Consider the following 22510-nt stretch of genomic DNA (forward strand, 5'->3'; position numbering starts at 1 on the left):
ATTATCTTTTAAAAAATTAAGCGCCTTGCTCTTCCTTTTGTTCTGCAACTGCTTTAGTAGCAAGTGCAAGGTTACGGATTGGAGCTTGAAGAACGCTAAGAAGCATAGAAAGTAAGCCTTCACGTGATGGAAGAGTAGCGATAGCTTTAACCTCATCAAGTGTTACAAGTTTACCTTCGATTACACCAGCTTTAATTTCTAAAGCTTCATGTTTTGTAGCGAAGTCATTTAATACTTTCGCAGGAGCAACTACATCCTCGTTACTGAACGCGATTGCGTTTGGTCCTGTTAAGAATTCGTTTAACTCAGCCATTTCAGCAGACTCTGCAGCACGACGAGTTAAAGAGTTTTTGTAAACTTTGAACTCAACGCCAGCTTCACGTAAGTTTTTACGTAATTCTGTTACTTCAGAAACTGTTAAACCACGGTAGTCAACAACGATTGTAGATTTACTTTCGCGAAGTTTGTCCGCGATTTCAGTTACAACTTGTTGTTTAGTTTCGATTACTTTGCTCATGTTATTACACCTCCTGTAGATTATATAGAAGATGTACCGAAAGTGCACTAAAAACCTCCATGCCCAACTTGTAGACATGGAGGCATATAGTCACAGAAAAAATTTCCGTTTCGTATATTAACACCTAGGTAGGAAATTAAGTCTATTGACACCTACTGTCTACGGTACACTAATTAAATTCACAACATAAATGATTATATAAAAACTTCTTTATGAAGTCAACTTCCAAATTTTACGCTAATGTAGAAACGTCTACACGTACGCCAGGTCCCATTGTAGAAGCAACTGTTACGTTCTTCATGTAAGTACCTTTTGCAGCAGCTGGCTTAACTTTTTGTAAAGTGTCAGCAATTGTTCCGAAGTTTTCTACTAATTTAGCATCTTCGAAAGATACTTTACCGATTGGAACGTGGATGTTACCAGCTTTATCAACGCGGTATTCAACTTTACCAGCTTTGATTTCGTTAACAGCTTTAGTTACATCGAAAGTAACTGTTCCAGTTTTAGGGTTTGGCATTAAACCTTTAGGTCCTAATACGCGACCAAGTTTACCAACTTCACCCATCATGTCAGGAGTTGCTACTACTACATCGAAATCGAACCAACCTTGTTGGATTTTACCGATGTAATCAGCATCGCCTACGAAGTCAGCTCCAGCAGCTTCAGCTTCTTTAGCCTTTTCACCTTTAGCGAATACTAATACACGTTGTACTTTACCAGTACCGTGTGGAAGAACAACTGCACCACGGATTTGTTGGTCAGCTTTCTTAGGGTCAACACCTAAACGGAATGCAACTTCTACAGTCGCATCAAATTTAGCTGTGTTTGTTTTCTTTACTAATTCTACTGCTTCTGTTGCAGAGTAAGCAGTTGCACGATCAACAAGCTTTGCAGCTTCTACGTACTTTTTACCTCTTTTAGCCATTTTTATTTCCTCCTCGAATGTGGTTTTAGCGGAATAACCTCCCACGTTTACGCTTATTTTCAGGTATAACCTGAGGATGCGCGCCATCCATTTATTTAAAAACGATAATCATTTACGATAATAAAGGTTGCGAATTGGAATTCCAGACCCGCAACCTTTTTTAAAAACAAATCGAATTAGTCTTCGATAACGATGCCCATACTGCGTGCAGTACCTTCAACCATACGCATTGCAGCTTCTACACTAGCAGCGTTTAGGTCAGGCATTTTAGTTTCAGCGATTTCGCGTACTTTATCACGCTTAACAGTTGCCACTTTATTACGGTTTGGTTCACCAGAACCAGACTCAATACCAGCTACTTTCTTAAGAAGAACAGCAGCAGGAGGAGTTTTAGTAATGAAAGTGAATGAACGGTCCTCAAATACCGTAATTTCAACAGGGATGATAAGACCAGCTTGATCAGCTGTACGAGCGTTAAACTCTTTACAGAAGCCCATGATGTTAACACCTGCTTGTCCTAATGCTGGACCAACTGGTGGAGCTGGGTTAGCTTTACCTGCAGGAATTTGAAGCTTTACCATTTTAATTACCTTTTTAGCCACGAGACACACCTCCTTAAGTCCGTGATGTGGTCAATTGGACAGTGATTTGCCCTCCCACGTCATATTTTATCTGTAAGGATAAAATCTTTCAAAAAACGTCTCCGATAACGAAGACGTACTGACTTAAAAGATATTATCACTTTTTACAATTCATTTCAAGTTTCATTTTATAATTTTTCAATTTGATGGAAGTCAAGCTCAACTGGAGTCTCGCGACCAAACATGTCCACAAGCACGCTAACCTTTTTCTTCTCCACATCAATTTCTTCAATAGCACCTGTATAATCTGCGAATGGCCCCTCATTTACACGCACTGTCTCATGAAGTTCAAAGTCGAAATCAACCACTTCGTTGTCCATTCCCATATGCTTCATAATGGTAACCACTTCTTCTTCTAATAAAGGTGATGGTTTAGATCCAGAACCAGAAGAACCAACGAACCCAGTTACACCTGGCGTGTTACGTACAACATACCAAGAGTCATCAGTCATGATTAACTCTACTAATACATAACCTGGGAACACTTTTCTTTTCATTAATTTTTCTTTACCGTTTTTCATTTCTACTTCTACTTCTTCCGGGACAACAACACGGAAAATTTTATCTTGCATACCCATTGATTCTACACGTTTCTCTAGGTTTGCTTTTACTTTATTTTCATATCCAGAATAAGTATGGACAACATACCAACTTTTTTCCATTCATTTAGGACGAGCGTCCTTCCCTCCCTGACGTACATTTTTTTGCGCAAATGAAAAAACCCGTTCACCGGGCTTTTACACAGTTCTTATAAATAACATTATATCATGGATAAGTGCTTCTTATTCAAGAATTAACCAAGAATTAACCGAATTAAAGAAGAAATGCCCATATCAACCACTGCGAAGAAAATCGCAAAGAAGACAACTGTAGCGATAACAGTCGCTGTTGAACGGAGTAATTCATCTTTTTTAGGCCAACTTACTTTTTTCATTTCGCGACCTACATCGCCGAAAAAGTTCGTTAAACGCATCTACGGGACCTCCAGTTTATTATTTCAATTATTTATTTTGTTTCCTTGTGAACTGTATGCTGATTGCATGTTTTACAAAACTTCTTTATTTCAAGTCGCTCTACTGAGCTCGTATCTTTCATCGTAGAGTAGTTTCGATTTTTACACTCTTCACATGAGAGTACAACTTTTTTTCTCATTAGTTACACCAACCTTGTAACATTATGTCCCTAAAAATGTATCATACAACAAAAGACAATGTCAATGACATGCCTTTTGCACTCTCTACAAAAAGAAAACAGGTGATTTTTTACACCTGTAGCATTTGTTATGAATTTAAAGTGGTACTCTCTCTCATTTCCATATATCGTTCCAATTTCCGCTTCACCCTCTGTAAAGCGTTATCAATAGATTTCACATGTCTATTTAACTGTTCCGAAATCTCTTGATAAGAACGACCATCTAGATATAAAGAAAGCACTTTTCTTTCTAAATCGCTTAATAATTCAGATATTTTAGATTCTATGTCTGTATATTCTTCCTGACTTATAATCATTTCTTCAGGATCCGTTACCTTCGCTTCCGAAATAACATCTAATAATGTCCGATCAGATTCCTCATCATAAATCGGCTTATCTAAAGACACATATGAATTTAACGGAATATGTTTTTGCCTTGTTGCTGTTTTAATAGCGGTAATAATTTGCCGAGTGATACACAGTTCAGCAAATGCTTTGAATGAAGACAGCTTGTCCTCTTTATAATCACGAATCGCTTTAAACAATCCAATCATACCTTCTTGAACAATATCTTCTCGATCGGCACCCACTAAGAAATAAGATCTTGATTTCGCGCGAACAAAGTTCTTATATTTGTGAATCAAATATTCTAGAGCGTCAGTATTACCTTTTCGAACTAACTCAACGATTGCCTCATCCTCTAAATCACGAAATGTAACGTCGCCTACACTTACGAAGCCTGCTTCCACCTTGATCCCTCCGACCGCTATTTATTTAGCAATATTATACAGTAAAAAGATAAAGAGCGTCAATGCTTCAACGCTCTCCTCTTCTTAATTTTTCTAATTTTTCTGTAATATCTTTACTAAATATCTTTCGCATGGCGGGTTGCTTTTCTTTTGTGTCTTGTGTACGCCTTCTTACTTGTTGCTCCATCGCTTGTACTTCCAACTCCAATTCACGTGCAGATTTCCGAAGAGCACCTTGCGCAAATATAACCCATTGTTCCGTATAATCAGAAGTCGCAACATATATTTGCGTATTTATATTTCTAAGCTCAATCGCAAGCTGCTCTATCTTTTCATCTGCAGTTTGATTCTTCCTCGTGAATATGACTTCCACACGCGATTGTTTCATCTTTTTTTCAATACCTTGGACTGTATAAGCATCAAAGACTATCATTACCTTTGTACCTGTGTATCCTTGGTAATCCGCCATCTTATCAATCAGTGCATCTCTTGATGATTGCAAATCTACATCCCGTAGTTTCTTCAAGTCTCCCCAAGCTCCGATAATGTTGTAACCGTCAACGATTAAAATATCGTTCATTTTTTATTTACCAATTTCTTGACGCTTACGATATACCTCATACATTAACAAACTTGCGGCTACTGAAGCATTTAAGGATGTAACTTTACCGACCATCGGTAAAGTAATTAAGAAATCACATTTTTCACCAATAATACGACTCATACCTTTTCCTTCACTTCCAATTACTAATCCAATTGGCATTTTACCATCTAAATTACGGTAATCCGTTTTCCCTTTTGCATCTGTACCAGCAATCCAAAGTCCACGTTCTTTTAATTCATCGATTGTACGAGATAAATTCGTTACACGTGCAACAGGAATATATTCAATTGCTCCAGTCGATGCTTTCGCAACTGATGCAGTAAGTCCCACAGCTCTTCTTTTCGGAATAATAATTCCATGAGCTCCTGTTGCATCCGCAGTACGCATAATAGAACCTAGGTTATGCGGGTCTTCAATTTCATCTAAAATTAAGAAGAACGGATCTTCGTTACGCTTCTCTGCCACTTTAAATAGATCTTCCAGCTCAGCATATTGATATGCAGCCACTTGAGCAATTACACCTTGATGGTTCCCCTCAACTAATTGATCTAATTTCTTCTTTGGTGCATGTTGTAAAATAATCTTATTTTCTTTCGCTAGTGCTAGTACAATTTGTATCTGTCCTTTGGCAGCACCTTCCGCGATCCAAATTTTATTAATATCTCTTCCTGAGCGTAACGCTTCAATTACAGGGTTACGTCCGATAATATATTCACTACTCATGATGATGTGCCCCCTTCCTTTTCTTCTAAAACAGCAATTGCCTTATATACAATTTCGTCTAATCTTTCACGATTATTTAATAAGTGATGATAGCCAATTAGCGCTTCAAAGGCTGTACTATATCGATATGTTTGTACATCAGTATTTTTCGGGACAGTACCTGAATTTGCATTACGCCCTCTTCTTAGTACCGCCTCTTCTTCCTCTGTTAAAAATGCTGTCTCTAATAAATGATAAACAACTTTCGCCTGTGCTTTTGCCGAAACAAAGCTTGTCCCTAATCGATGCAATTGATTAGGACGAACTTTCCCTTTTTGAAGTAGGTGATAGCGGATATATTGTTCATATACCGCATCACCCATATATGCTAACGCTAAGCTGTTTAATTGCTTTGCATCAATCATTCTTATCCTCTTTTCCATCTTGTACCTTGAGCGGTATCTTCTAAAATAATATTACGGTCTTTTAAATCATCGCGAATTTGATCCGATAACGCAAAATCACGATTTTTACGAGCTTCAATGCGCTTTTGAATAAGTACCTCAATTTCTTCATCAAGCAACTCTTCTTGCGCTAATTCTAACCCTAAAATATCAAATAATGTTTCAAGTTGTTTTACGTATGCTTCAATTACAACTGTAGACGTATGTTCTTCCAGTAAATATTGATTTGCATGATTTGCTACATTATATAACTCAGTGATTGCATTAGCAGTGTTGAAGTCATCATTCATTGCTTCTTCAAATGCAGTCTGGAATTTTTCCAGTTCCGCTAACCATTTCTCATTATGATCTGTTAAATCAGTACTACTTTCCATACGGTGTTTTAAATTACCGTAAGCCGTTTTAATTCTTTCCAGTCCATTATTTGTGCTTTGTAGTAAATCTTCACTGAAATTAATTGGGTGACGGTAATGTACCGATAGCATAAAGAATCTAATTAGCTGTGGATCATATTGCTTAATGATATCGTGAACTAAAATGAAGTTCCCCAGTGACTTAGACATCTTCTCATTATTAATATTAATATATCCATTGTGCATCCAATAACGTGCAAATGTTTTTCCTGTTAATGCCTCAGACTGCGCAATTTCATTCTCATGATGAGGAAATGCCAAGTCTTGACCACCAGCATGAATATCGATTGTATCTCCTAAGTATTTACGCGCCATTGCTGAGCATTCAATATGCCAGCCTGGACGACCTTTCCCCCAAGGGCTTTCCCAGAAGATTTCTCCTTCTTTCGCAGCTTTCCATAAAGCAAAATCAAGAGGGTCTTGTTTCTTTTCTCCTACTTCAATGCGCGCACCGTGACGTAAGTCGGCGATTGGTTGATGCGATAATTTACCGTATCCTTCAAATTCCTTCGTTCTAAAGTACACATCACCTTCTGATTCATATGCATATCCTTTATTCACAAGTTCTTGAATAAATTCAATAATGATATCCATATTTTCCGTTACACGCGGATGAACTGTTGCATGTTTGCAACCTAGTGCCGTTACATCTTCAAAATACGCTTCAACGAAACGGTCAGCAATTGTCGGCACATCTTCACCTAATTCATTTGCTGCTTTAATTAATTTATCATCTACGTCAGTAAAGTTAGATACATACTGCACATCATACCCTTTATATTCTAAATAACGGCGTACCGTATCAAATACCATAGGTGGTCTTGCATTCCCAATGTGAATATAGTTATAAACTGTAGGTCCACACACATACATCTTTACCTTATTTTCTTCTAATGGAGTAAACTCTTCCTTTTGACGCGTTAACGTATTATAAATGTGAATAGTCATTTTTATCCTTCCTTTCTACCTTTACTTCAAGTTGTTTTTTCAATTTATCAAGTTCTACTTCCATGACCTTTAACTTATCAAAAATTGGGTCTGGAAGGTCAGAATGATTTAATTCTTGACCGATCTTTACTCCATTTTGAATAACGACTCGGCCAGGTATACCTACAACTGTAGAATGTGCAGGCACTTCTTTTAATACGACAGACCCTGCTCCAATTTTAGAATTCTCTCCAACTGTAATAGAACCTAGTACTTTAGCACCTGTTGCAATTAGTACATTATCCTGAATTGTAGGATGCCTCTTCCCCTTTTCTTTACCCGTACCACCTAATGTAACACCTTGATAGATCGTTACATTATCACCAATTTCGCACGTTTCTCCAATTACAACCCCCATTCCATGGTCTATGAAAAAACGACGACCAATTGTTGCTCCTGGATGAATCTCAATACCAGTAAAGAAACGACTAACTTGTGAGATCCAACGTGCAATAAAGAAGAAATTCTTTTTATAAAAAGCATGTGCAATTCGATGGGCCCAAACTGCATGTAATCCAGAGTAAGTCAAAATGACTTCGAAATAACTTCTTGCCGCTGGATCCTGTTCAAAAACGACTTCAATATCTTCCCGAAGCCTCTTAAACATCGATGTTCCCTCCCCTTTATGGGCTGCTTTTTCGAGTGAACTAACTCCCTTTACTCCCTACTTATCCCCCTAAACCTTTATACACAGGGATAAAACTTATACTCATATCCACTTTTACGGTATAAAAAAAGACGCCTCTGTCATATTGACAGAGACGCCTTATAAGCGCGGTTCCACTCTGTTTAGGCTAAAAAAAGCCTCAAACTCATCTATGATAACGGTGTACACCGCTTCTGCTTACTTTACGCCCTAAGACGTTTCACAAAACAATTCGCTGTTCAGCAGAAGACTCGAAGGGGCATTTCAAAAATCCGCTTATAAACCACTTCCAGCCTAAAGGTGGTTCTCTCTGTAAAAAGCCTGATTTTCTACTTCTCCTTCTCGTCGCTTTTCCTTATTAGGTTTTAAGTATACTTATTATATTTCTAAATCTAGAAAATGTTAACCAATTACTTTTTGAAGACGATTTAAAACTTTTTCTTTTCCAAGAAGTGCAATAGCATTAGGAAGCTCTGGGCCATGTGTTTGACCAGTAGTTGCAACACGGATTGGCATAAATAAGTTTTTACCTTTATGACCTGTTTCCTTTTGCACTGCTTTAATAGCCGCCTTAATTGCTGCTGGTTCCATCGCTTCTAGTGCTTCTACTTGACCCGCAAATGCACGAAGTACTTCTGGTACTTGTTCACCTTTTAATACTTCTTGTCCTTCTTCTTCATAATCAACATGATCTTTGAAGAACATTTCAGAAAGCTCTACAATTTCAGCTCCAAAACTCATTTGTTCATGATATAACGCAATTACATCACGAATCCAAGCTTGTTCTTGTTCACTTAAAGTTTCACCTATACGTCCAGCTTTCACTAGATGCGGTAAACTTAACTCTACCACCATATCTAAGTCTTGCTTTTTCATATATTGGTTGTTCATCCATTTTAGTTTTTGAGAATCAAATAATGCAGGCGATTTTGATAAACGAGCTGCATCGAACATTTTGATAAACTCATCTTGAGAGAAGATTTCCTCTTCTCCTACTGGCGACCAACCTAATAGTGCAATAAAGTTAAAGATTGCTTCTGGAAGATATCCAAGCTCTTTATATTGCTCAATAAATTGAATAATAGATTCATCACGCTTACTTAACTTTTTACGGCTTTCGTTTACAATTAAAGTCATATGACCAAATTGCGGAATATCCCAACCGAAAGCTTCGTAAATCATCATTTGTTTTGGCGTATTTGAAATATGATCATCACCACGAAGTACATGTGTAATCTCCATTAAGTGATCATCTACTGCTACCGCAAAGTTATAAGTTGGAATTCCATCTTTTTTCACGATAACGAAATCACCGAAATCATTTGAATGGAATGCAACTTCATCTTTTACGATATCTTTAAACGTGTAGTCGCGATCAACCGGTACACGGAAACGAATACTCGGAATGCGACCTTCAGCCTCAAATCCCTTCATTTGCTCCTCAGTTAAATCACGGTGGTTTCCAGCATAACGCGGTGTTTCACCACGAGAGATTTGCCCTTCACGCTCTGCTTCTAGCTCTTCTTCTGTCATATAACATTTGTAAGCTAAACCGCGCTCTAATAAATCTTCATATAATTTTTTATAAATATCTAAACGCTCTGTTTGACGATATGGTCCAAATTCACCACCAACATCAACACCTTCATCCCAGTCCATACCGAGCCATTTCAAGTATTTTAATTGGCTTTCTTCTCCACCAGCAACATTACGTTTCACATCAGTATCTTCAATACGAATAATAAACTTACCATCTTGATGACGAGCAAATAAATAATTAAATAATGCCGTACGCGCATTTCCGATATGTAAGTGTCCTGTTGGACTTGGCGCATAGCGCACTCTCACTTGCTTTTCCATAATTGGTACACCTTCCATTCTTAATGTCAACACATTCTATAATTGTACACCAAAAAAATGTGATTATCCATCTTACGAATTAAAAACCATTATTTTTTCTGTAATAAAGCAACTGCTTGAGAAGCGATTCCTTCTTCTCTACCTGTAAATCCTAATTTTTCTGTTGTTGTTGCCTTTACATTGATATTGTCAATAGACGTTTCTAATAGTTCACTAATACGTTTACGCATACTTTCAATATGTGGTGCCATCTTTGGCTTTTGAGCAATAATTGTACAATCTAGATTCCCTAACTCGTAACCTTGTTCACGTACAAATTCCCAAACCTTTTGCAGCAATACAGCTGAATCAGCATCTTTAAAAGCAGGATCTGTATCAGGGAAGTGCTTTCCAATATCCCCAGCTGCAATTGCACCTAAACACGCATCCGCAATCGTATGTAACAATACGTCTGCATCTGAATGACCAATTAATCCTTTCTCATGAGGAATTGTAATTCCACCAATAATTAACGGTCTACCTTCCGCAAACTCATGCACATCAAAACCTTGTCCAATTCGAAACATTTTTTACATCCTCCTCAAGCTAAACTACAGTGCTTTATGATTCTATATTATATCGCTATCCTTATAAAGAAAAGCCCGGCTGTTGCCGAGCTTTTTTTCGCTATAATCATCACTGTCATTTCTTTTGAACATGAAGAAAACTTTCAGCAATTAATAAATCCTCTGGAGTCGTCACTTTAATATTATAGTAACTCCCCTCTACTACACCTACTTGCTTCCCGATACGTTCTACGAGGCTTGCATCATCTGTACCAAGGAAACAACCCTGTTTTGCACTTCTGTGAGCTTCTAACAAAAGAGAAACAGCGAACCCTTGTGGTGTTTGTACAGCTTTAAGCTGAGATCTTTCTACCGTTTCGACAACGATACCCTGCTCTACTTTCTTAACTGTATCTTTCACTGGTACCGCACAAATGGACGCTCCATATTTTTCCGCTGCAGTTAATACATCTTGAATTACTTTATTCGGTACAAATGGACGCGCGCCGTCATGTACAAGAACATACTCAACATCACTAGTATACTGAATGGCGTTATATACACTATCTTGTCTTTCGGCTCCGCCCTGAATAAATTGTACTGGCTTTTCAATCGGGTACTTCTGCATTAATTCTTCAAAATACGGACGTTCTTCTTCGTTAATTGCCATAATAATACTTTTGCATGCTTTATCTTTTTCAAAAGCACGTAACGTATGCACAATAATCGGTACTTCATTAATAAGTAAGAACAACTTGTTTTTACCAGCACCCATCCGCTTACCTTGACCAGCTGCTGGAATAATTAATGTATACATATTAATAATCCTCTACTTATAATGCTTTTTCTAATAATTTACGTTTGGCGAAAATCATACGCCCAGCCGATGTTTGTAACACACTAGTAACAAGCACATTGAGTTGTGAACCTACATATTCTCTACCATCTTCTACTACAATCATCGTGCCATCATCTAAATATGCAACACCTTGATTTTGTTCTTTTCCATCTTTGACAACATAAACACTCAGTTCTTCACCTGGGAGTACAACAGGTTTAATTGCATTAGCTAAATCGTTAATATTTAACACCGTTACCCCTTGTAATTCAGAAACTTTGTTTAAGTTGAAATCATTCGTTACTACCGTTCCACCAGTGATTTTCGCCAACTTTACAAGTTTGCTATCCACTTCTTGAATATCATCGAAATCGCCTTCATAAATTTCTACCGGAATTGGCATCTCTTTTTGAATACGATTTAAAATATCTAATCCTCTGCGACCACGATTACGCTTTAAAGCATCAGAAGAATCGGCAATGTGCTGAAGTTCTTCTAACACGAATTGTGGAATCACAATTGTTCCTTCTAAAAACTTTGTTTGGCAAATATCAGCAATACGCCCATCGATAATTACACTCGTATCGAGAATTTTCCAATGAGTTGTAGATTCTTCTACCTCAGTTTCTTCATTCTCACTATTATTATTTTTCTTCTTCCCACGTTGTGGTAATGTAAATAATCCTAGCAATTCATTCCTCTTTTTAAACCCTACTTGGAATCCTAAATATCCAAGTAAAAGAGTAAAGAACACTTGCAACACTGTACTAATAACTGGAATTGTAAATTCACGAATTGGTATTAAAATTAAATATGCAACAATAAGACCAGAGATTAATCCTAATGTACCAAATAAAACATCCGCTACAGGCGCCTTTACAAGAGCCTCTTCAATATGCTTAATAAGTTGAACAATATAATCTACAAGCCAAAATGTTGTTAAAAATAAAATAATTGCACCAATAATCGCACGAACATACGATCCTTCCAATAATGGAACAGCACCGATGTCTAATACATTAATAACTTTTGGGATTAAGTAAATCCCTAACGCTCCGCCAATTACTAGAAAGAAGAGCTGTACAATCCGTTTTAACATCGAACCACCTCCTACTCATTATTAACCATTGTTTCGCTAATCAAAACGCCGAATGCAAAAGCGGACGTGTTTTTTTATAAATAGTTTTATTTACCAATATACCATATCATATACCAAAAATGTTCTAGTGTCGTTATATTATGGAATCAATGTAATATTCTTAATTGTGTCTACTCATATAGAGATGCTCTTGGATTCTTTTTAGGCCTTCTCGTATTTTCTTCGCCCTGACTTCTCCAATTCCTTCCACATCATCCAATTCATTAATAGTTGCTCGACAAACACCTTGCAAGGTCTTAAATCGATTAATTAAATTTTCAATGATAAGTGGCGGAACGCGCGAAATTTTACTTGTGATTCGGTATCCTCTCGGCGTCACACTTTCTTCTAAACTCATTTGTCCTGGGTAGCCAAGCAATTTAACTAAATCGCTATCCTCTAGAAGTTGTGTATTCGCAAGATCTTGTAACTTTTTCAAAATTTGATGATGGTCTTGTGTTTTTTCTTGATAATAATCTTTAATTAATAACGCTGCCTCTGCCTCTAAATCAGCTAGTAGTTCTGTAAGTTGTAAACGAATTAACCTACCTTCTGTTCCTAGCTCATGAATATAGCTCAATATTTCATTTTTAATCCGCAGTACCATTTCAACACTATGTAACACATGAACCACCTCGGACATTGTAACGACTTCTTCAAATTCTAGAATGCCCAAATTCGTAATACCATCATTCCATACAGCCTTATATTTTTCTAACGTTTGAATAGCTTGGTTTGCCTTTGTTAAAATAACACCTATATCCTTTAGTGTATAACGTAAATTCCCTTGATATAGTGTAATTACGTTACGTCTTTGTGAAATAGCCACAACGAGACTACCTGTCTGCTTTGCTACACGCTCTGCCGTCCGGTGGCGCATACCTGTTTCAATAGAATCAATAGATGCCTCTGGAACTAACTGTGCATTTGCAATTAAAATTTTACTTCCAGTTTCATTTAAAATAAGTGCCCCATCCATTTTTGCTAATTCGTATAAACTAGCAGGAGAGAATGCACAATTAATGTGAAATCCCCCATCAACAATACTTTTAATTTGTTCATTATACCCAAGAACAATTAGTCCCCCTGTTTGTGCGCGAAGCACATTATCTATCCCTTCGCGCAGTGGTGTTCCTGGGGCCACGAGCTGTAAAATATTAATCATACTTTTGACACGTTGCTTGTTTTCTTCCATAGCCTAGCCTCCTAATGTCAAACGAAGCGCTTCCCCTAAATTAGATACACCTACTACCTCAATCCCATCCGGAATTGTCCATCCCCCCAAATTTTTTCTAGGAATAATAGCACGTTGGAATCCTAATTTAGCTGCTTCTTGTACACGTTGTTCAATTCTTGATACTCTTCTTATTTCTCCAGTTAATCCTACTTCTCCTATTACTGCATCAGTTGGTGTCGTAGGTTTATCTCTAAAACTTGAAGCAATACTTAAAGCCACAGCTAAATCAATTGCTGGTTCATCTAATTTCAAACCACCTGCTACTTTTAAATATGCGTCTTGGTTTTGCAATAATAAACCTGTTCTTTTTTCTAGCACTGCCATAATAAGCGATACACGGTTATGATCAATTCCCGTCGCCATTCTTCGAGGGTTTCCAAAACTAGTAGGGGAGATTAATGCTTGTATTTCTACTAAAACTGGTCTTGTTCCTTCCATTGAGGCAACTACTGTTGATCCTGCGACTCCAACGGGTCTTTCCTCAAGAAAAATTTCAGAAGGGTTTAAGACTTCCGCAAGACCAAGCTCTTTCATTTCAAAAATACCCATTTCATTCGTGGAACCAAAACGATTCTTCACAGCTCGCAAAATACGATATGTATGATGACGATCTCCTTCAAAGTAAAGAACTGCATCGACCATATGTTCTAACATACGAGGTCCTGCAATTGCCCCCTCTTTTGTTACATGTCCGACGATAAAAATAGGAATTCCTTTCGTTTTTGCAAGTTTCATTAATTCCGCTGTACATTCACGTACTTGCGCTACACTTCCTGGGGCTGACGTCACTTCAGGTAAATGTATCGTTTGAATAGAGTCAATAACAACAAAAGCTGGATTCATCTCTTCAATGTGCGCTGCAATTCGCTGTAGATCCGTTTCTGCTACAACAAATAGATTACTACCCTTTACATGCAAACGATCTGCACGAAGTTTAATCTGCTTTGCTGACTCCTCACCTGATATGTATAGTACATCATATGAAGAATCTGCTAATTGCGATGAAATTTGTAATAACAATGTTGATTTCCCAATCCCAGGATCTCCACCAATAAGTACTAAGGATCCATCTACAATCCCACCACCAAGTACACGGTTAAACTCTTGGAATTTTGTTTCAATACGTGCCTCAGATTTTGTTTCTACTTCTGTTAGGCGTCTTGGTTTTGTTACTTCCGATTGAATTGCATTGGCATAATTAAGGCGTCTTGATGATACAACCGGTTCCATCTCTTCAACAAGCGTATTCCATTGACCACAACCAGGGCATTTCCCCATATATTTTGGTGACTGATAACCACACTCTTGACATGTGAATTTTGTTTTCTTTTTAGCCATATCGTTTTATATTTCACTTCACTTTCATCTATAAACAATTTATCCTTCTCGTACAAGAAAGAGGGCTATCTCGTAGCCCTCTTAGTTTGTCTATACTTATTTTACCTTTTCAGCACTATGAATGACAAATGATTCCCCTTCAACATCAAAGATAACTTTTTGTCCTTTCTCAATAGCACCTTTTAAAAGTTCTTCCGATAGTCTATCTTCTACATGTTTCTGAATTGCTCTACGAAGCGGACGAGCACCGTATTCTCGGTCAAATCCTTTATCAGCAATGGCTGAAATCGCTCCTTCTGTTAAATGCAATTCAATCTCTTGCTCTTTTAAGCGCTTCACTAACTGATTCACCATAAGTGTTACAATCTCTTGAATATGTTTTTTCTCAAGCATATGGAACACGATAATTTCATCAATACGGTTTAAGAATTCTGGACGAAATGCCTTTTTCAGTTCATCCATTACTTTACCTTTCATATCTGAATAATCGCGGCTCTCATCTTGTACGTTAAATCCAAGATGTTTATTACGTTTTAACGCATCTGCACCAACGTTAGATGTCATAATAACAATTGTATTACGGAAATCAACTGTACGCCCTTTAGAATCCGTTAAGCGACCATCTTCTAATACTTGTAGTAAAATGTTAAACACATCAGGATGAGCTTTCTCTACTTCATCTAATAGGACAACTGAATATGGCTTACGGCGAACCTTTTCTGTTAATTGTCCACCTTCTTCATATCCAACATATCCTGGAGGAGATCCAACTAAACGAGAAGTCGAATGCTTCTCCATGTACTCAGACATATCGATGCGAATCATTGCATCCTCATCACCGAACATAGATTCTGCTAATGCTCTTGCTAGTTCTGTTTTACCTACACCTGTTGGTCCTAAGAAAATAAATGAACCAATCGGACGTTTCGGATCTTTCAATCCTGCTCTAGCACGACGAACAGCTTTCGCTACAGCTACTACCGCTTCATCTTGACCAATAACACGGTTGTGAAGAATGGATTCTAAGTTTAATAATTTATCAGTCTCTGTTTGTGCAAGTTTAGAAACCGGTATACGAGTCCACGTAGAAACGACATTTGCAATATCTTCTACTGTCACTTCTGAGTTTTCTTTTCCTTGTTGCTCTTTCCATTGACGCTTCGTATCTTCTAACTTTTCACGTAAGCGTTGTTCCATATCACGTAAGGAAGCAGCTTTTTCAAATTCTTGACTTTGCACAGCTGCATCTTTTTCTTTTCTAATTTCCTCAAGCTTTACTTCAAGCTCTTTTAGATTTGGTGGTGTTGTATAAGAGCGTAAGCGAACCTTTGAAGCAGCCTCATCAATTAAATCAATTGCTTTATCTGGTAAGAAACGATCTGTAATATAGCGGTCTGAAAGCTTTACAGCTGCATCAATTGCATCATCTGTAATAGATACACGGTGATGCGCTTCGTAACGATCACGTAAACCTTTCAAGATTTGAGTTGATTCGTCTAAACTTGGCTCATCAACATGAATTGGTTGGAAACGTCTTTCTAAAGCCGCGTCTTTTTCAATATATTTACGATATTCATCTAAGGTTGTCGCCCCGATACATTGTAACTCTCCGCGTGCTAAAGATGGTTTTAAAATGTTCGATGCATCAATTGCACCTTCTGCTCCACCTGCACCAATTAATGTATGAAGTTCATCAATAAATAGAATAATATTTCCAGCTTGACGGATTTCATCCATAACTTTCTTTAAACGATCTTCAAATTCACCACGATATTTCGTTCCAGCTACAACTGTACCCATATCTAGTGTCATAACACGCTTATCTCTTAATGTTTCAGGAACTTCATTATTTACAATTTGTTGTGCTAATCCTTCTGCAATTGCCGTTTTACCTACACCAGGTTCTCCAATTAATACAGGATTGTTTTTTGTTCTACGGCTTAAAACTTCAATTACACGTTGAATTTCTTTACCACGACCGATAACAGGATCTAGACGATTTTCACGTGCAACAACTGTTAAATCACGTGCTAAGCTATCCAGTGTTGGTGTATTTGCATTCGTTGAAGAACCACCTTGGTGACCTGAACTTGCTTCATTACTTCCGAGAAGTTGCAATACTTGTTGTCTTGCCTTATTTAGGCTAACGCCTAAGTTATTTAAAACACGTGCTGCTACACCTTCACCTTCACGGATTAAACCAAGTAAGATATGTTCTGTTCCAACGTAAGAATGACCTAATTTACGAGCTTCATCCATAGACAACTCAATAACCTTTTTAGCACGCGGTGTATAATGTACAGTTTGAGAAGCTTCTGTTCCGCGTCCAATTAACGCTTCTACCTCTTTTTGAACCTTCTCTGGACTTAACCCAAGAGCAATTAACGCTTTTGCTGCAATTCCTTCCCCTTCGCGTACAAGCCCAAGTAAAATGTGTTCTGTTCCAATATTATTATGCCCAATACGAATTGCTTCCTCTTGAGATAAAGCTAATACTTTCTGTGCTCTTTCTGTAAATCTTCCAAACATCATAGAAATCGCCTCCTACTTGCGCTTAGTTTTTTTCAATACGTAATCGCTCACGGATTAAGGTTGCTCTTCGATAATCTCTTTCTTCTGGTCCTAAAGGTCCGCCTGCATATTGTTGTAAAATGCCTGGTTGTGTAAGAACCATTAGCTCAGTCAAAATATTTCTCGATACACCTTTTATATATCCTAAATCAATACCAAGTCGTACATCTGATAAGCAAGTGGCCGCTTCTGCAGATTGAATTAACCGACTGTTTGCTAGTATGCCATAAGAGCGATAAACCTTATCTTCAAGCTCAATACTTGAATTTTGTACAATTAATTCTCTAGCCAATTTTTCTTGCTGTATGATTTGTTGAATGACACTTTTTAAATCTGCAATAATATCTTCTTCAGATTTTCCTAGCGTCATTTGATTTGACACTTGAAATATATTACCTAACGCTTCGCTACCTTCACCGTATATTCCTCTTACTACTAACCCTAATTTTTGAATTACTTGTATAATGCGGCTAATTCTTTTCGTTAAAACGAGTCCCGGTAAGTGAAGCATTACGGAAGCCCTCAATCCTGTACCAACGTTAGTAGGGCAGCTCGTTATATATCCAAGTGATTCATCAAAAGCATATTCAACCTCTTCCTCTATCCAATTATCTATTTGATTGGCACTTTGAAGGGCCTCTGATAACTGCAACCCTGAAAATAAGCACTGTATCCTAATGTGGTCTTCTTCATTAAGCATAACACTAATATGTTCGCTTTCTGATAATAGACATGCTCCATATTCTGTGCCTGCAAGGTTAGGACTAATTAAATGCTTTTCAACTAATACTCTCCTTTGAAGAGGCGTTAATTCATTCATTTTTAATAGTTCAAACTCTCCAAAAGGTTCTACCGTTTTATTTATAAATTCCTTTTTAAATAATTCATGAATCTGTTTAGCTTCTTCTTCGTTTTGCATAGTAGAGAATTGATATTTTTTAAAATTACGAGCCAAACGAATTCGACTACTTAAAACAATATCCGAATCAGGGCCATCCCCCTTCATCCATGGACTAATCGCTTCATTCATAATTTTGTCCAGTGACATAGAACTATTCCCCCTCTCTATGCTCACTAAGCTGATTTTCAAGACCTCGAATTTTATCCCTTACTTCAGCAGCTTTCTCAAACTCCTCTTTCTGTACGTATTGTTTCAGAATGAGTTTTAGTTCATCTAATTCTTTCTTTAAGTGAAGATTTCCTTCTATACGTTCCGGAATTTTTCCACAATGATCTGTATGTCCGCCGTGCAGACGTTTTAATAATGGCTTTAAATGTTCCTTAAATGTATCGTAACAAGAAGCACATCCAAAGCGTCCCACCTTTGTAAATTGCTCAGATGTCATCTTACAATCTGGACACCTTAATATACTTGTATTCGAAAGCCCGTTTTGTCCTTCTTCAAACATTGTTGATTCACCGTGTAATAACCCAGCAAATAAATCATGGAATGAAAAGTTAGACTGCGGTGATTGAAAGAAAGACGTATAGCCACTTTGTTCTGCACATTGCTCACAAAGATGAACTTCCGTCTTCTGTTCGTTGATTACTTTTGTATAATGTAAAGTTGCTGGTCTTATATTACAGTTTTGACAAGTCATCACTATCCCCACCTTTACAATAGGAACGATCTATCTGATAGTACTTTTCATACATTACTAGATTGTTCACTTTCCTTTATTTGTTTAAATAAAAGTGCGTGTTCTTGTTTCAAAACCTCTACAATATTTAACTGCCTTATCTCTTAGTTATTATTCTTTTACAAAAGCTATATTTATTTATATTTCAGTGTTCTTAACATTGCGCATAATATTCGAGCCCTAAGTTCATCTCGAGAAGGAACATCCATTGATAATACAGAACGATCTAGTACACTTAACATAAGTTTAGCTTCACGATTTGTTATGATGCCCTCTTCTATTAAACGTATAATCATACTCTCTGCATTCCCTTGCGCAACGCTATGATCAATCATATGAAGCATTTGATCGATCATGTCTATATCGTCATGCAGTTTGACTTTTATAATGCGAATGTAACCTCCTCCACCACGTTTACTTTCTACAACAAATCCTCTTTCTATCGTAAAACGGGTATTGATTACATAATTGATTTGAGATGGTACGCACTCGAATCGATCCGCAATCTCATTTCTTTTGATTTCAATCACATTATTATTACTTAAGTCAATAACTTGCTTTAGATATTGCTCAATGATATCAGATATATTTCTCATTTATCCGCCACCCTTATTGACTTTGACTATCTTTGACTTTAATTATATACGTATTAATAAAATTTGCAACTCTTTTGCTTATTCACTATCCTAGCCACATTCCCCTGTATTTAATCAAAATAATAATTATTTAAACACATTTTTTAATTACTATGGATTATAAAAGAAAACACGAAAAAACACGAGTCATTTGACTCGTGTTTAGTTGCTTGGCGACGTCCTACTCTCACAGGGACAAGGTCCCAACTACCATCGGCGCTAGAGAGCTTAACTTCCGTGTTCGGTATGGGAACGGGTGTGACCTCTCTGCCATCATCACCAAACTATGAAGGCATATTCCTTCAAAACTAGATAACATTGCTTCATATTATATGGTTAAGTCCTCGATCTATTAGTATTCGTCAGCTCCACATGTCACCATGCTTCCACCTCGAACCTATCAACCTGATCATCTTTCAGGGATCTTACTAGCTTACGCTATGGGAAATCTCATCTTGAGGGGGGCTTCATGCTTAGATGCTTTCAGCACTTATCCCTTCCGCACATAGCTACCCAGCTATGCCCTTGGCAGAACAACTGGTACACCAGCGGTGCGTCCATCCCGGTCCTCTCGTACTAAGGACAGCTCCTCTCAAATTTCCTACGCCCACGACGGATAGGGACCGAACTGTCTCACGACGTTCTGAACCCAGCTCGCGTACCGCTTTAATGGGCGAACAGCCCAACCCTTGGGACCGACTACAGCCCCAGGATGCGATGAGCCGACATCGAGGTGCCAAACCTCCCCGTCGATGTGGACTCTTGGGGGAGATAAGCCTGTTATCCCCGGGGTAGCTTTTATCCGTTGAGCGATGGCCCTTCCATGCGGAACCACCGGATCACTAAGCCCGACTTTCGTCCCTGCTCGACTTGTAGGTCTCGCAGTCAAGCTCCCTTATGCCTTTGCACTCTACGAATGATTTCCAACCATTCTGAGGGAACCTTTGGGCGCCTCCGTTACACTTTAGGAGGCGACCGCCCCAGTCAAACTGCCCACCTGACACTGTCTCCCGGGTCGATAAGACCCGTAGGTTAGAATTTCAATACATTCAGGGCGGTATCCCACCAGCGCCTCCACCGAAGCTAGCGCTCCGGTTTCAATGGCTCCCGCCTATCCTGTACAAAATGTACCAAAATTCAATATCAGGCTACAGTAAAGCTCCACGGGGTCTTTCCGTCCTGTCGCGGGTAACCTGCATCTTCACAGGTACTATAATTTCACCGAGTCTCTGGTTGAGACAGTGCCCAAATCGTTACACCTTTCGTGCGGGTCGGAACTTACCCGACAAGGAATTTCGCTACCTTAGGACCGTTATAGTTACGGCCGCCGTTTACTGGGGCTTCAGTTCAGAGCTTCGCTTACGCTAACCCCTCTCCTTAACCTTCCAGCACCGGGCAGGTGTCAGCCCCTATACTTCGCCTTACGGCTTCGCAGAGACCTGTGTTTTTGCTAAACAGTCGCTTGGGCCTATTCACTGCGGCTTTCCGTTAAGAAAGCACCCCTTCTCCCGAAGTTACGGGGTCATTTTGCCGAGTTCCTTAACCAGAGTTCTCTCGCACACCTTAGGATTCTCTCCTCGCCTACCTGTGTCGGTTTGCGGTACAGGCACCTTTTATCTCGCTAGAAGCTTTTCTTGGCAGCGGGGAATCAAAGACTTCGCTCCATAAGGAGCTTCCCCATCACAGCTCAGCCTTCACGATAAGCGGATTTGCCTACTTATCAGCCTAACTGCTTGGACGTGCACAACCAATCGCACGCTTCTTCTATCCTTCTGCGTCCCTCCATTGCTCAAACGATAAAGAGGTGGTACAGGAATATCAACCTGTTGTCCATCGCCTACGCCTGTCGGCCTCGGCTTAGGTCCTGACTAACCCTGAGCGGACGAGCCTTCCTCAGGAAACCTTAGGCATTCGGTGGACGGGATTCTCACCCGTCTTTCGCTACTCATACCGGCATTCTCACTTCTAAGCGCTCCACCAGTCCTTCCGGTCTGACTTCACTGCACTTAGAACGCTCCCCTACCACTGATACCATTGGTATCAATTCGCAGCTTCGGTGGTGTATTTAGCCCCGGTACATTTTCGGCGCAGAGTCACTCGACTAGTGAGCTATTACGCACTCTTTAAATGGTGGCTGCTTCTAAGCCAACATCCTAGTTGTCTAAGCAACTCCACATCCTTTTCCACTTAATACACACTTTGGGACCTTAGCTGGCGATCTGGGCTGTTTCCCTCTTGACTACGGATCTTATCACTCGCAGTCTGACTCCTAAGGATAAGTCATTGGCATTCGGAGTTTGACTGAATTCGGTAATCCGATGAGGACCCCTAGTTCAATCAGTGCTCTACCTCCAAGACTCTTACACTTAAGGCTAGCCCTAAAGCTATTTCGGGGAGAACCAGCTATCTCCAGGTTCGATTGGAATTTCTCCGCTACCCACACCTCATCCCCGCACTTTTCAACGTGCGTGGGTTCGGGCCTCCATTCAGTGTTACCTGAACTTCACCCTGGACATGGGTAGATCACCTGGTTTCGGGTCTACGACCACGTACTAAACGCCCTATTCAGACTCGCTTTCGCTGCGGCTCCGCCTCTTCAGCTTAACCTCGCACGGGATCGTAACTCGCCGGTTCATTCTACAAAAGGCACGCCATCACCCATTAACGGGCTCTGACTATTTGTAGGCACACGGTTTCAGGATCTCTTTCACTCCCCTTCCGGGGTGCTTTTCACCTTTCCCTCACGGTACTGGTTCACTATCGATCACTAGGGAGTATTTAGCCTTGGGAGATGGTCCTCCCAGATTCCGACGGAATTTCACGTGTTCCGCCGTACTCAGGATACATTCAAGAGAGAACGAAGTTTCGA

22 protein-coding genes, 2 rRNA genes and 2 other annotated features (1 of these 26 only partly in view) are annotated in these 22510 nt (G+C 39.0%); all 24 genes read right to left on the bottom strand.

The window, feature by feature from the left end:
* Window positions 1–16: 16 nt before the first annotated feature.
* Complete coding sequence (rplJ, locus tag QEP67_RS27305; protein WP_000048721.1) at window positions 17–517, bottom strand: 50S ribosomal protein L10; 501 nt, start codon at window positions 515–517, stop codon at window positions 17–19.
* Window positions 518–556: 39 nt separating this feature from the next.
* Window positions 557–700, bottom strand: a sequence feature (ribosomal protein L10 leader region).
* A gap of 49 nt (window positions 701–749) precedes the next feature.
* Window positions 750–1442 (bottom strand): 50S ribosomal protein L1, encoded by a 693-nt coding sequence (gene rplA / locus QEP67_RS27310; protein WP_002096939.1) that lies wholly within the window; start codon window positions 1440–1442, stop codon window positions 750–752.
* Between the two features lie 176 nt (window positions 1443–1618).
* The gene (gene rplK, locus QEP67_RS27315; protein WP_001085872.1) at window positions 1619–2044 is read right to left on the bottom strand and encodes a 50S ribosomal protein L11; all 426 of its coding nucleotides are present in this window, start codon (window positions 2042–2044) and stop codon (window positions 1619–1621) included.
* A 167-nt stretch (window positions 2045–2211) separates the two neighbouring features.
* Entirely contained in the window at window positions 2212–2745 is a 534-nt protein-coding gene (nusG, locus tag QEP67_RS27320) for a transcription termination/antitermination protein NusG (protein ID WP_000415794.1), read from the bottom strand.
* Window positions 2746–2876: 131 nt separating this feature from the next.
* Window positions 2877–3056, bottom strand: a complete 180-nt coding sequence (gene secE, locus QEP67_RS27325; protein WP_001241321.1) for a preprotein translocase subunit SecE — start codon at window positions 3054–3056, stop codon at window positions 2877–2879.
* Between the two features lie 32 nt (window positions 3057–3088).
* Complete coding sequence (gene rpmG, locus QEP67_RS27330) at window positions 3089–3235, bottom strand: 50S ribosomal protein L33 (RefSeq protein WP_002070160.1); 147 nt, start codon at window positions 3233–3235, stop codon at window positions 3089–3091.
* Between the two features lie 128 nt (window positions 3236–3363).
* A complete protein-coding gene (locus tag QEP67_RS27335) occupies window positions 3364–4023 on the bottom strand; it encodes an RNA polymerase sporulation sigma factor SigH (protein ID WP_000387198.1) in 660 nt (219 codons plus the stop codon).
* A 67-nt stretch (window positions 4024–4090) separates the two neighbouring features.
* Window positions 4091–4603, bottom strand: a complete 513-nt coding sequence (locus QEP67_RS27340; RefSeq protein ID WP_000997888.1) for an NYN domain-containing protein — start codon at window positions 4601–4603, stop codon at window positions 4091–4093.
* Window positions 4604–4606: 3 nt separating this feature from the next.
* Entirely contained in the window at window positions 4607–5350 is a 744-nt protein-coding gene (gene rlmB, locus QEP67_RS27345; protein ID WP_151035251.1) for a 23S rRNA (guanosine(2251)-2'-O)-methyltransferase RlmB, read from the bottom strand.
* Window positions 5347–5754 (bottom strand): Mini-ribonuclease 3, encoded by a 408-nt coding sequence (locus tag QEP67_RS27350; RefSeq protein WP_000564263.1) that lies wholly within the window; start codon window positions 5752–5754, stop codon window positions 5347–5349. The genes rlmB and QEP67_RS27350 overlap by 4 nt, the downstream gene beginning before the upstream one ends.
* Window positions 5755–5756: 2 nt before the next feature.
* A complete protein-coding gene (gene cysS / locus QEP67_RS27355; protein ID WP_000152265.1) occupies window positions 5757–7154 on the bottom strand; it encodes a cysteine--tRNA ligase in 1398 nt (465 codons plus the stop codon).
* Window positions 7135–7800, bottom strand: coding sequence for a serine O-acetyltransferase (gene cysE / locus QEP67_RS27360; protein WP_000476500.1), 666 nt, complete (start codon window positions 7798–7800; stop codon window positions 7135–7137). The genes cysS and cysE overlap by 20 nt, the downstream gene beginning before the upstream one ends.
* Before the next feature lie 147 nt (window positions 7801–7947).
* Window positions 7948–8194: a binding site (T-box leader), on the bottom strand.
* 47 nt (window positions 8195–8241) lie between these two features.
* Entirely contained in the window at window positions 8242–9699 is a 1458-nt protein-coding gene (gene gltX, locus QEP67_RS27365) for a glutamate--tRNA ligase (RefSeq protein ID WP_000415158.1), read from the bottom strand.
* 89 nt (window positions 9700–9788) lie between these two features.
* Entirely contained in the window at window positions 9789–10265 is a 477-nt protein-coding gene (ispF, locus tag QEP67_RS27370; RefSeq protein WP_353706480.1) for a 2-C-methyl-D-erythritol 2,4-cyclodiphosphate synthase, read from the bottom strand.
* A 115-nt stretch (window positions 10266–10380) separates the two neighbouring features.
* Window positions 10381–11061, bottom strand: a complete 681-nt coding sequence (gene ispD / locus QEP67_RS27375; protein ID WP_000288297.1) for a 2-C-methyl-D-erythritol 4-phosphate cytidylyltransferase — start codon at window positions 11059–11061, stop codon at window positions 10381–10383.
* 16 nt (window positions 11062–11077) lie between these two features.
* Window positions 11078–12181: a PIN/TRAM domain-containing protein gene (locus tag QEP67_RS27380; protein ID WP_000919686.1), complete on the bottom strand. Its 1104-nt coding sequence runs from the start codon at window positions 12179–12181 to the stop codon at window positions 11078–11080.
* Between the two features lie 160 nt (window positions 12182–12341).
* On the bottom strand, window positions 12342–13415 hold the full coding sequence (gene disA / locus QEP67_RS27385) for a DNA integrity scanning diadenylate cyclase DisA (protein WP_000392165.1): 1074 nt from the start codon (window positions 13413–13415) through the stop codon (window positions 12342–12344).
* A 3-nt stretch (window positions 13416–13418) separates the two neighbouring features.
* Window positions 13419–14795, bottom strand: a complete 1377-nt coding sequence (gene radA / locus QEP67_RS27390; protein WP_001085204.1) for a DNA repair protein RadA — start codon at window positions 14793–14795, stop codon at window positions 13419–13421.
* Window positions 14796–14891: 96 nt separating this feature from the next.
* Entirely contained in the window at window positions 14892–17327 is a 2436-nt protein-coding gene (gene clpC, locus QEP67_RS27395; RefSeq protein WP_000971181.1) for an ATP-dependent protease ATP-binding subunit ClpC, read from the bottom strand.
* Between the two features lie 22 nt (window positions 17328–17349).
* Entirely contained in the window at window positions 17350–18414 is a 1065-nt protein-coding gene (locus tag QEP67_RS27400; protein WP_000050823.1) for a protein arginine kinase, read from the bottom strand.
* A gap of 4 nt (window positions 18415–18418) precedes the next feature.
* Complete coding sequence (locus QEP67_RS27405) at window positions 18419–18967, bottom strand: UvrB/UvrC motif-containing protein (protein ID WP_000128406.1); 549 nt, start codon at window positions 18965–18967, stop codon at window positions 18419–18421.
* 173 nt (window positions 18968–19140) lie between these two features.
* Window positions 19141–19602, bottom strand: coding sequence for a transcriptional regulator CtsR (gene ctsR / locus QEP67_RS27410; protein WP_001244556.1), 462 nt, complete (start codon window positions 19600–19602; stop codon window positions 19141–19143).
* A 207-nt stretch (window positions 19603–19809) separates the two neighbouring features.
* Window positions 19810–19925: ribosomal RNA gene (rrf, locus tag QEP67_RS27415) — 5S ribosomal RNA — on the bottom strand.
* A 48-nt stretch (window positions 19926–19973) separates the two neighbouring features.
* Window positions 19974–22510: ribosomal RNA gene (locus QEP67_RS27420) — 23S ribosomal RNA — on the bottom strand; it runs 385 nt beyond the window's last position.

Origin of the sequence: Bacillus cereus group sp. MS39, assembly GCF_040448665.1 — a bacterium.
Taxonomy (GTDB): domain Bacteria; phylum Bacillota; class Bacilli; order Bacillales; family Bacillaceae_G; genus Bacillus_A; species Bacillus_A wiedmannii.